The organism is Hymenobacter cyanobacteriorum (assembly GCF_022631375.1).
Lineage (GTDB): Bacteria > Bacteroidota > Bacteroidia > Cytophagales > Hymenobacteraceae > Hymenobacter > Hymenobacter cyanobacteriorum.
On the sequence record NZ_JALBGC010000003.1, the window covers coordinates 519498 to 531662 of the forward strand.

Below are 12165 nucleotides of genomic sequence, written 5' to 3' on the forward strand. Positions count from 1 at the left end.
CCGAAAATATTATTACATCTGCGCTACATGCTATTGCTTTATGGGTAGTAATAGGCAGTAACTTACGCCGCTGTCCGGAACCCGCGTGCTATGGCGGGAGGCCGAACAGCGTTGTTGCTTTTCCCGACTTCTCCATTTTTTCACCCTCTTTTTCTCCACCTATTTCCAAACCTCTATGCACACATTTCTTCTAAGCAGCCGGCTGGGCCGGTGGCTGGCGGTGGCCGTGCTGGCGCTGTTGGCTGCCCCTGGGGCGCAGGCGCAGCTCAGCGGGGCCAAGGCCATTCCGGGCGATTATGCCACGGTGGCCGCCGCCATTACGGCCCTCAACGCCGGGGGCGTGGGCGCGGGCGGCGTCACGTTCAACATCGCGGCGGGCTACACCGAAACCTTTGCCAGCCCCACGGCCGGCGCCATCACGGCCACGGGCACGGCGGCCAACCCCATCGTGTTCCAAAAGTCGGGCAGCGGGGCCAACCCCAAAATCACGGCCGGCGTGGGCACCACCACCAACCTCGATGCCATCATCAGCCTGTCGGGTTCCGACTACGTGACGCTGGATGGCCTGGAGCTGGCCGAAAACGCGGCCAACACCACGGCCACCACCCAGATGGAGTTCGGCATCGCGCTGTTCCGGCCCTCGGCCACCGACGGCTGCCAGTTCAACGTCGTTCGCAACTGCGTGATAACGCTGAACAAAGCCAACACCGGCACCTTTGGCATCTACGGCGCGGCTTCCACTGCCGCTTCGGCCACTTCGGTGGCCGCTACCGCCCCTAGCGGAGCCAACTCCAGCAACAAGGTCAGCGGCAACATCATCACCAATTCGGCTTCGGGGATGTACTTCACGGCTTCTACCTCGACCACCCTGGCCAACTACGACCAGAGCAACGAGGTGGGCGTGACGGCAGCCAACCAGGTATACAACTTTGGCACTACGGCCACGGGCTGGGGCATTGGCGGCAACTACCAGAACGGCTTCCGGGTGCTGAACAACGTGGTGAACAACACGCTGAACTATGTCGGCGGCACCACGGTACCCGTAGCCGCTTCGACGGTTACCAGCACGCTGCGCGGCATTTATGGCAATACGGCCCCTTCGGCCAGTATCGACATCACCGGCAACACCATTACGCTGGCCAGCGGGGCTACTACTTCAACGACAACTGGCATCGACAACGGTATTGGCTCGACGGCCGCCAGCAACACGGTGAACATCACCAACAACACGGTCACCATCAGCAGCGCCACCGTTACTACGGGCGCGGTGGTGGGCATCACGTCTTCGGCCTCGGCCGCGACGGTGAACGTGACGGGCAACACGGTGAGCAACTGCTCGTTGTCGGGCGCTACCACGGCCGTGTTCACGGCCATCAGCAATAGCGCTTCGGCCGGCACTATCACCCTGAGCAACAACACGGTGAGCAACAACACGGCTACCGGCACGGGCACGATGTCGCTGATTTCGGGTGGTTCCCCGACGGCGCTGACGATGAACAGCAACACCCTGACCGGCAACAGCAAGCCCCCGGCAGCCCCGTCGGCGAGCATTACCCTGCAATGCCTCGTGTCGTCGACCACGGCCGTGACGGCTAACAACAACACGGTGAGCAACAATACCATCGTGATTTCGGGCACCTCGACCTCGGCCGGCACGGTGTACGGCTATAGCAACGGCGGCAGCCCTACGGCCGAAACGCTGACGAGCAACAGCTTCAGCGGTCTGAGCGTGAGTGGGACGTCGACGGCAACCACGCACTTGGTGGTGGGCATCCGGACCAACACGAGCACCTCCGACGTGCAGACCATTACGCAGAACACGATAAACGGCCTGGCCATTGCGGGCAGCGGCAGCGGCACGGTCAACGGCTTTTCGTTTTTGCTGGGCGGCGGTACGGGCACCCTCATCAGCCGCAACAAGGTGTACGACCTGAGCGCCGTGGGTGCGGGCGCGACCGTGAACGGCATCAGCATTTCGGGCGGGGGCACCTATCTGGTGGCCAACAACCTGCTCGGCGACCTGCGCACGCCGGCCGCCACGGGCCTGACGGCCGTGAGCGGCGTGGCCGTGAGCGGCGGCACGGCCGCCAACCTGTACTACAACACCCTGTACCTGAATGCCAGCAGCAGCGCGACTCCGTTTGGCACCTCGGGTATTTACCTGGCCACCACCGCCACCACCGCCGACCTGCGCAACAACATCGTGGTCAATAAGTCGACGGCGGCCGGCACGGGCCTCACCGTTGCCCTGCGCCGCTCGGCGGCCGCGCTCACGGGCTACGCCAGCACTTCCAACAACAACCTCTACTACGCCGGCACCCCATCGGCAACGCAGGTGCTGTACTACGACGGCACCACCGCCTACCAGACGCTGGGCGCCCTGCAGGGCGCCGTGGCCCCTCGCGAAAGCAGCTCGGTAACCGAGGATGCACCCTTCCTGAGCACAACGGGCTCGGCGGCTACGTTCTTGCACATCAACCCGGCTGTCGCCACGCAGGTGGAAAGCGGCGCGGCACCCCTTGCCAGCGTCACGACTGATTTTGACGGCGACGCGCGCAACGCGACCACTCCCGACATCGGGGCCGACGAAGGCACGTTTACCCCGCAGGACCTGAGCGGGCCGGCAATTGCCTTTACGCCGCTGGGCAGCACCGCGAGCACCGCCAGCCGCACGCTCGCCGTCACCATCACCGACCCGAGCGGCGTAGCCACCGGCGCCAACGCGCCGCGCCTGTACTTCCGCAAGGGCACGACGGGGGCCTTTGCGTTTGTGAACCCAAACAGCGTGAGTGGCAGCACCTACACCTTCACGTTCGATTACAGCCTTATTGGCGGGGCAGCGGGCTTCGATGTAATTCAATATTATGTGGCCGCCCAGGATGCGCTGGGCAACGCTTCGACCAATCCGGGCGGGGGCTCGGGCGCTAACCCTCCCGGCACGACGCCGCCGACCTCGGTGTATCAGTACCTGATTCAGGGCGCACTGGCCGGCACTTACTACGTGGGCACCAGCACCTCGCCGAACCCCGCGCGCACCTACCCCACCCTGACGGCAGCCGTGAATGCCTACAACGCCAACACCCTGGGCGGGGCCGTCACCTTCCTGCTGCTGGACGCGGCCTACTCGGCCAGCACCGGCGAAACCTTCCCCATTGCCATTTTCAACCAGGCCGATGCCAGCGCCACCAACACCCTCACCATCAGCCCCAACACCGGGGTTTCGGCGACGGTAACGGCGGCGGGCAGCGTGCTGGTACTGGCCAGCTCGCGCTACGTCACCATCGACGGCTCGAACACGACCGGCGGCACGACCCGCAACCTGACGCTGACCAACTCGACCCTCACGGCGAGCACCTACGGCGTGGGCCTGCTGCTGCAAAGCGGCCAGACCCAAGGCAACCAGTTTGCCACCATTCGCAACGTGAACGTGGTGGGCGGTGGCCTCACCACCAACGCAACCCTGGGCATTGTGCTCGCGGGTGCCGACAACGACAACGTGACGCTGCAGAACAACAGCGTGGTAGGCGTCACCACCGGCATTCAGGCCGCGGGTACGGCCCTGGCTTCGGCCGGCGGCCTCGATAACCTGGCGCTGACCGGCAACGTGGTGGGCCCGACAACGGCCACTACGGGCGCGAATATCAACGGCACGGGCATTCTGCTCAGCAACGTGATTGCCCCGTCGGTGACGGGCAACACGGTGCAGAACGTGATTAGCACCGGCACAGCCCTGGGCCTGCAGGTGCAGAACGCCACCACCCCCACCGTCACCGGCAACTCGGTGCTGAACGTGGTGACCTCGGCGGGCGCGGCCACCGGCCTGGCCCTGTTTGCCAGCACCGGCGGCACCCTGAGCCAGAACTTGCTGCAGGGCCTGACCGGCAACAGCAGCACGGGCCTCTCGGTGGGCCTGCTGCTGGGCAGCGGCACCACGGGCGTAGTGATTGACCGCAACCGCCTGCAAGGGCTCACGGAGGTGAACACCGGCGGCAACGGCGTGAAGGGCATTGAGGTGCAAACTGCTCAGACGGCAGCCAACGTGCGCATCAGCAACAACTTTGTGCAGGTGCCGGGCGCTACCGGCTTCTCGGGCACTACCTACAGCAACGCCGGCATCCGCCTCAGCGGCACGCAGAGCGGCATCAACCTGTACTACAACTCGGTGAACCTGACCGGCACCGACACCTATAACATCGCCTCCATCTCGGCGGGCCTGGTGGTGTTGACAGGCTCGACCGCCCTCGACATCCGGAACAACATTTTCCGCAACTCGATTGTGAACTCGGGCAACGCCGGCGCCAAGGCGTATGCGTTTTACTCGACGGCCCCCGCGGCGGCTTTCACCACCCTCAACTACAACGACTACTTCGCCAGCGGCACGCAGGCAGTGCTGGCCTACTTTGGTGGGGCCGACGTAACGACCCTGGCGGCGCTGCGCACCGCCACTACCCAGGACGCCAACTCGGTGAGCGCCGACCCGCAATATGTATCGGCTACCGACCTGCACGCGGTGGCTTCGGCCCTCAACAACGCGGCAACTCCCATTGCCAGCGTAACGCTGGACATTGATGGGGAAACCCGCTCGGCTACTACGCCCGACATTGGGGCCGACGAGTTTACGCCCGCGCCGATTGATGTGGCCGCTACTGCCCTGCTGAACCCGCTGACCGTGGGCTGCTATGGCGCCAGCGAAACCGTGGCCGTAAGCATCACGAACAACACGGGCACGGCCCTGAACTTTGCCCTGAACCCGACCACGGTGACCGTGACGGTGACCAAGCCGGACAACTCGACGCAGACCTTTACGACGACGCTGAACACCGGCACGCTGGCCGCCAACACCGCCCAGACCGTGACCCTGCCCGGCACGCTGAACCTGACCAATGCCGGCACCTACAGCTTCGCCGTCACGACGACGACCACCGGCGATGGCACCCCCGGCAACGACAACCTGACCGTGACCCGCACGGTGGTGGGCGTGGCCGCCCAGCCCCAGCTCGTCACCTTCACCGGTTTCACGGGCGCGAACCTGAGCACGGTGTTCCCGGGCTGGAGCGAGGCCGCCGGGGCGACGGTGCCCACCGGCACCACTTCGCTGTGGACCAACCAAACCGGCTTTGGCAGCACGGGCAACACCACGGCCAAAGTGAACCTATATGGGGCCGCAACGGCGAGAAACGAATGGATTTTATCGCCAAAATTTCTGGCTACCAGTTCCACTGTTCTCACCTTTGATGCGGGCCTGTCCGACTTCGGCAGCACCTCGGCCGACCCGGCCGGCATGACTGGTACCGACGACTTCGTAGAAGTGCGCATCTCGACCGACTGCGGCCAGACATTTACCCGCATTCCGACGTTTGCGCAGTTCAACGCGGCCAACCAGCCTACCAATGGCAGCCTGCGCAACTACTCCGTCGACCTCAGCGCCTACTCCGGCCAGCAAATTATTTTAGGCTTCTTTGCCTCGACCGGTACCACGCAGGATACCCCGGACTACGACTTCCACCTCGATAACATCAGCGTACGCAGCCCGTTGCCCATCGACCTGGGCCCGCTGGCCCTCGTGACGCCCACCGCCACCCAGGGCTGCTACACCGCCGCCGAAACCGTGAGCGTGAGCGTAACCAACCTGGGCTCGCAAACGCTGGACTTCGCCGCCAACCCCGCTACCGTGACCGCCGTGGTAACCACGCCCAGCGGCCCGCAGACCCTGACGGGCAGCATTACGACGGGCACGCTCGGCGCCGGCGCCAACCAGACCGTGACCCTCGCGCCAACCCTCGACATGTCGGCCGCAGGCACCTACTCGTTCGCCATCACGGCTACCGTGGCCGGCGACCAGACGACCAGCAATGATGCTCTGGCGGCTGTAACCCGCACGGTAGCGGCCCCGGTGGCCGGCACGCTGGCTCCGGCCAGCAGCACCATTTGCGTGAGCGGCACCGCCAGCCTGACGCTGACCGGCGCCGCTAACGGGACCATTCAGTACCAGAGCAGCACGGATAACGTGACGTTTACCGACGTAGCCGGCGCTACCAGTGCAGCCTTCACCACGCCGGTGCTCACCAGCACCACCTACTACCGCGCCCAAGTGCGCTGCGGCACGGCCGTGGCCACTTCCAACGTAAGCACCCTCACGGTGAACAACCCGCTGGTGGCCTCGACCAACACGCCGCTGAGCATCTGCTCGGGCAGCACGGCCACGCTCTCGGCAACGGCCAGCGCGGGCTACAGCATCCGCTTCTTCAGCACTGCTACCGGCGGCACGGCCCTGACGAGCACCACGGCCGGCAGCTACACCACGCCAGCCCTCACGGCCAGCACCACCTACTACGCCGAAGCCTTCACGGGCAGCTCGGCTTCGGTGGGTCCGCTTACCAACGCCATCGGCACCGGCAGCACCAGCACGGTCAGCAACTACCTGCAGTTTAACGTGAGCCAGCCCACGACGCTGCTCGGCGTGAACGTTTATCCGGGAGCTGCGGGCAATGTGGTTATCGACTACCGCAGCAGCACGGGGACGCTTATCCAGACGGCAACCGTAGCCGTGACGGCGGCGCAGGTGAATACCAAGACGTTCATTCCGCTCAACTTCAGCCTGGTGGCCGGCACGGCCCAGCGCCTGGTGATTGGCACGGGTAGTGTTTCGCTGTATCGCAACGACAGCGGGGCTTCTTACCCCTACACCGGCGGTGGCGTAACCATCACGGGCAACTCCTTCGACGCGGCTTACTACTACTATTACTACGACTGGAGCGTGAGCTCGGAATGCGCCAGTGCTGCCCGCACCGCCATTCAGGTGAACGTGACGCAGCCAGCCACGGCCAGCTTCACCACGGCCTCGGGCACCACCTGCGGCACCTCGGCCTACCAGCTGGCGGGCACGGTGGGCGGCTCGGCCACGGGCGGCACCTACACCAGCAGCGGCACGGGCACGTTCAGCCCCGATGCCAACACGCTGACGGCCACCTACACGCCTTCGGCCGCCGACGTAGCTGCTGGCACGGTAACCATCACGCTGACCTCGGCCGGCTCGACGCCCTGCCCGGCCGCCACGGCCAGCTTCGCGCTGAGCATCAGCCCGGCTCCGGTAGCGACGTTCAGCTACCCGGCAGCTACGACGTACTGCGCCGGTTCGGCCAGCACCGTAACGCCCACGCTGGGCAGCAGCGCCACGGCGGGCACATTCAGCTCGACCACGGGCCTGACCATCGACCCGGCTACCGGCGTAATCACGCTCAGCAGCAGCACCGCCGGCACCTACACCGTGACCAACACCGTGGCCGCTTCGGGGGCCTGCGCGGCCGTTTCGGCCACTGCTACGGCAACCATCACGCCGGCCACGACGGCCACGTTCAGCTACGGCGGCGGCACGTTCTGCGTGACGGGCACCAACCCCACGGCTACCGTGACCGGCACTGCCGGCGGCACGTTCAGCTCGACTTCGGGCCTGACGATTAACGCTACTACTGGTGCGATTACGCTCAGCAGCAGCACGCCCGGCACCTACACCGTAACCTATACGGTGGCCGGCCCCTGCGGCAGCAGCAGCACGCAGTTGGTAACGATTACCACGGCTCCGGTGGCCACGTTCAGCTACGGCACTTCGCCCAGCTATTGCGTGAGCGGTGCCACCAACCCGGCTCCCAGCTTCGGCACGGGTGCCAGCGGTGGGGTGTTCAGCTCGACCGCTGGCCTGACCATTGACCCAGCTACCGGCACGATTACGCTGGCTTCTTCGACGCCTGGCACCTACACCGTGACCAACACCATTGCTGCCAACGGCGGCTGCGCGGCGGCTACGGCCACGGCGCAGGTGACCATCACGGCGGCCCCGCTGGCCACGTTCAGCTACGGCACCACGTCGACCTTCTGCGTGAGCGGCACGACGGCTCCGGCCGTGGTACTGGGCACCGGCGCAACCGCGGGTACGTTCAGTTCGACTGCGGGCCTGACGCTTAATGCTACCACGGGCGCAATCACGCTGTCGAGCAGCACGCCCGGCACCTACACCGTGACCAACACGTTGGCTGCGGCTAACGGCTGCGCGGCGGCCACGGCCACGGCGCAGGTGACCATCACGGCGGCCCCGCTGGCTACGTTCAGCTACGGCACCACGTCGACCTTCTGCGTGACTGGTGCGACCAGCCCAACCGTAGTACTGGGCACGGGTTCCACCGCTGGCACGTTCAGCTCGACCGCCGGCCTGACCATCAATGCCAGCACCGGCGCTATCACGCTCAGCAGCAGCACGCCCGGCACCTACACCGTAACCAATACGGTAGCCGCCGCCAATGGCTGCGCGGCGGCCACGGCCACGGCGCAGGTGACCATCACGGCGGCCCCGCTGGCTACGTTCAGCTACGCTTCGGCCAGCGCCTGCGCCGGCTCGGCTGCACTGCTGACGCCCACGCTGGGCACGGGTGCCACGGCCGGCACGTTCTCGTCGGCCGCCGGCCTCACGATTAACGCCACGACCGGCGTGGTGGACCCGGCTACCTCGACGGCCGGCACTTACACCGTGACCAACACGGTGGCCGCCAGCGGCGGTTGCGCCGCCGCGACTGGCACGACCACCGTCACCATCAACGCGCTGCCGGCTACGCCGACCTACACGTACACCTACCCCACCCGGAGCACGGTGCTGTTCACCAGCAGCGTGGCCCCGGCCGGCACCACCTACCAGTGGTACCTCAACGGTGGTATCATTGCCGGCGCGACCAGCCAGACCTACACGGCCAACGGCGCGGTTGCACCGGGCAACTACACGGTGCGCTTCATCAGCACGGCCACGGGTTGCCAGTCGGCTCCTTCGACGGTGCTGGTAGTGACGGCCACCAACCAGGCCCTGGCCGGCTCGTCGCTGCGCTTGTTCCCGAACCCGACGCCCTCGGGCCAGGTAACGCTGGAGCTGACCGGCTACCGCAGCGCCACCCAGCTCACGGTGCTCGACGCCCTGGGCCGTGTGGTAACGCAGCAGCTACTGCCGGCTAACGCCGGTACCGCCACCCACGCCCTCGACCTGACGGGCGCGGCCACGGGCGTGTACCTGCTACGCCTGAGCAATGCCGACGGTGTAGAAACCCACCGCCTGGTGCGTGAGTAACCGGTAAGGTTACGCTCAACACAAAAAAAGCCCCGCTGGCATTGCCGGCGGGGCTTTTTTTGTGTTGAGGCGGGGCAGGTTGTCAGAGAGCGGGTGTCATTCCGACGCAGAAAGAACCTGAGGAAATCCATTTAGATTTCTCGCTCATATTTCTCCTGCGTCGGAATGACAAACGCTACATTTCGTCAGGGTCGTCAGGCAGGATGTTGACGTCCTGCACCAGCACCATTTTCTCGATTTCCTTGCCGCGCTTGGTGGCGGCCAGCCCGCCGAGGGCGGTTTCCTTATAGCGGGTTTCCATGGCCTGGCCCACCTCGCCGAGGGCCGCCACGCACTGGTCGACGGGAATCACCGGGTCGATGCCGGCGATGGCAATCTGGGCCGAGCTGAACGCAATGGCCGCCGCGGAAGCGTTGCGCACTACGCAGGGTACCTCCACGAGGCCAGCCACGGGGTCGCACACCAGCCCGAGCATGCACTGAATGGTGACGGCCACGGCCGCAAACACCTGCTCGACCGGCCCGCCCAGGCAGTACACGATGGCCCCGCTGCCCATGGCGGCGGCCGAGCCGGTTTCGGCCTGGCAGCCGCCCACGGCCCCGGCCAGCGAGGCGTTTTGCTCAATAATCAGGGCAATGCCGGCGGCCACGAGCAGGCCCTCCAGAATCCGGCGGTCGTCGAGCTTGTGTAAATCCTGCAAGGTTACGAGCACGCCGGGCAGGATGCCCGAAGCCCCGGCCGTGGGCGCGGCTACTACGCGGCCCATGCAGGAGTTTACTTCCTTGGCACCCAAGGCGCGGGTAATGAGCTGTTTGAATTCGGGCGAGAGGACGGTGACGGGCGAGGCGGCAATCTTTTTGGCCCCGTTGTTTATCATGCCCGAGCGGGAGGTCATGTCGCCGGTCAGGCCTTCGTGCACGGCATCGCGCATCACGTCGTAGGCCCGCTGCAGGCCGGCCCAGATTTCGTCTTCGGTGCGGCCTTTTTGCTCGATTTCGTAGGCCAGCACGGGCTGGTAGAGCGGCTCGCCGGTTTCGGCGCAGTGCGCGCCCCAGGAGGCGAAATCATTAAATAGCAACGACATGGTGGGTGGGATTGGGATGGGTGGTGGGCTATAAACGCAAAGCCCCGGCCGAAGGTGTCTTCGGCCGGGGCGCAAAGCTACGCGCGAGGGTGGCGCGGCGGTGCCGGCTAGCGGTTATCCCACTTGGTTTGCCACTGCTGCTGGCCGGCGCGCAGGCGCACCAAGTACAGCCCCGGGGCCAGCGCCACGCCCGTCAGGGCCACGCGGTGCTCGCCGGCAGCCTGGGCTTCAGAAGCCAGCGCGGTAGCTACGTGGCGGCCCAGCAGGTCGCACACGTCTACCGAAACCGGAGCGGCGGCCGGCAGCTGGTAGTAGAGGGCCGCCGATGCCCCCGAGCCGGGGTTGGGTGCCACGGCCAGGCCGAGGGCAGCATTGTGAGCCCGCTGGATGGCCGTTACCTGGGCGTAAGTATACAGGGCGCGCTGGTAGTTCTGGAAAGCGTTGGTGTTGGGGTTCCAGGCCTGCAGGGTGGCCGTGCTGGGGTCGCCGTTGGCAGAATAAGTGTAAAGGGTTTGCGACGAGGTGGCCCAGGCGCTATTGGTGCCCCACGTTTCGGTGGTCAGCACCGACTCGCGGCCCTGCGCGTCGAAGCTCATGGTGTTGCGGGCCGAGTTGCCGTAGGTATTGCTGCCCAGCAGTACGCTTTCGGTGATGGACTGCTGCAGCTTGCCGGCCGCGTTGTAGGTGTAGCTGAAGCGCTGGAGCGGGTCCCAGTTGGTGGGGCCGCTGTTACTCTGGGTTTCGTACACGGCCACCTGGCCCAGGCCATTGTACGTCCAGAGCCGGCGGGCTGTGGCTGAGAAATAGCCGCTGGTGTAAAACTCCTCGAGCACCTGCGTGCGCTGGCCGGCCGCGTTGTAGCTGTGCGAATTACGCTTCAGCGAATCCCAGGGCGCCGTCGTATTGAAGGCATTGCGGGTCTTGTACCACTCCCAGCGCACCTGGCTGGGGGTGTTGAAGGTGTTGATGGAGGCAAAATAAGCCCCGTAAGGCGTCTGCTGGTATTGGTCGGTGGTGTCGCTCAGGATTTCGCCGGCCGAGGTGTAGCGGTAGCGATGTGCGCCATTTAGCACCCAGGCGCTGCCGTTGCTGCGGTCAATTCGAATGGTGCCCGGCAGCGTGGGCGTGGCGTAGCGCAGGTAAGTCTGCCGCTGCAAGTCGACCCAGGCACTGCCGTTCCAGTTCTGAATCAGAACTTCCTGCAACTGTGAAACGGTAGCAGCGGGCCGGCCGGCCAATGCATTATCGCGCTTGCTGAAGCCGGGCGCTTCATCGGGCGGGCGAACTTCGATAGGGGCCAGGGTTTGGGCGGAGCTGTGGTAAGCCAGCAGGGCCGCGCCGGAGAGGAGCAGTAAACGTTTGAACATGGAAAGGAATAAAAAAACCTGATTGGCCGATAGTAGCCAATCAGGTTCAAAACTAAGCGCTTTTCAGCACCGGGCCTAATGCGCAGCCGGCTGTTTCTCGCCCTCGCTCACCAGCTTGATGCTGGCCGAGTTGATGCACAGGCGCAGGCCGCTGGGCGCGGGGCCGTCGGGGAACACGTGGCCCTGGTGGGCGTCGCACACGTTGCAGAGCACTTCCACGCGGGTCATGCCGTAGCTGGTGTCCTTCTTGTAGCGGATGGCGCTTTCGTCGACGGGCTGCGTGAACGAGGGCCAGCCGGTGCCGGACTCGAACTTCGTGCGCGAGTCGTAGAGCGGCGTGCCGCAGCACACGCAGGCGTAGAGACCGGCTTCGTGGGCCTCGCAGTACTCGCCGGTGAAGGCGCGCTCGGTGCCGTGCTCGCGGGTGACGTGGAACTGCTCGGGCGTGAGCTGGGCGCGCCATTCGGCGGGCGTTTTCTCGACACGGCGCGGCGAGGGAATGGGGTGGTTGGCAAGGCGGATAACGTCGTTCCAGGTTTGCATATCGGGGGAGTTATTTGAAGGAAAGCGGCAGGAATAAGGTAAACGCGGCCAGCCCCGGGAGGTTT

4 protein-coding genes are annotated in these 12165 nt (G+C 65.4%); 1 reads left to right on the forward strand and 3 read right to left on the reverse strand.

Features of this window, described 5'->3' with window-relative positions; genetic code table 11:
• The first annotated feature begins 175 nt into the window (after positions 1-175).
• Complete coding sequence (locus MON38_RS12035) at positions 176-9106, forward strand: beta strand repeat-containing protein (protein WP_241936416.1); 8931 nt, start codon at positions 176-178, stop codon at positions 9104-9106.
• A 175-nt stretch (positions 9107-9281) separates the two neighbouring features.
• On the opposite strand, the gene sdaAA is transcribed toward MON38_RS12035, so the two are convergent.
• The 3 genes from sdaAA to msrB all read right to left on the reverse strand — a co-directional run bounded on the left by sdaAA (position 9282) and on the right by msrB (position 12100).
• On the reverse strand, positions 9282-10190 hold the full coding sequence (gene sdaAA / locus MON38_RS12040; protein WP_241936417.1) for an L-serine ammonia-lyase, iron-sulfur-dependent, subunit alpha: 909 nt from the start codon (positions 10188-10190) through the stop codon (positions 9282-9284).
• Positions 10191-10297: 107 nt separating this feature from the next.
• Positions 10298-11557, reverse strand: a complete 1260-nt coding sequence (locus MON38_RS12045) for a T9SS type A sorting domain-containing protein (protein ID WP_241936418.1) — start codon at positions 11555-11557, stop codon at positions 10298-10300.
• A 75-nt stretch (positions 11558-11632) separates the two neighbouring features.
• Positions 11633-12100, reverse strand: coding sequence for a peptide-methionine (R)-S-oxide reductase MsrB (gene msrB / locus MON38_RS12050; RefSeq protein ID WP_241936419.1), 468 nt, complete (start codon positions 12098-12100; stop codon positions 11633-11635).
• Positions 12101-12165 lie beyond the last annotated feature (65 nt).

Bases quoted from the DNA above. Each gene is read 5' to 3' on its own strand.
- MON38_RS12035 (WP_241936416.1), top strand. From the start codon at position 176: ATGCACACATTTCTTCTAAGCAGCCGGCTGGGCCGGTGGCTGGCGGTG.
- sdaAA (WP_241936417.1), bottom strand. From the start codon at position 10,190: ATGTCGTTGCTATTTAATGATTTCGCCTCCTGGGGCGCGCACTGCGCC.
- MON38_RS12045 (WP_241936418.1), bottom strand. From the start codon at position 11,557: ATGTTCAAACGTTTACTGCTCCTCTCCGGCGCGGCCCTGCTGGCTTAC.
- msrB (WP_241936419.1), bottom strand. From the start codon at position 12,100: ATGCAAACCTGGAACGACGTTATCCGCCTTGCCAACCACCCCATTCCC.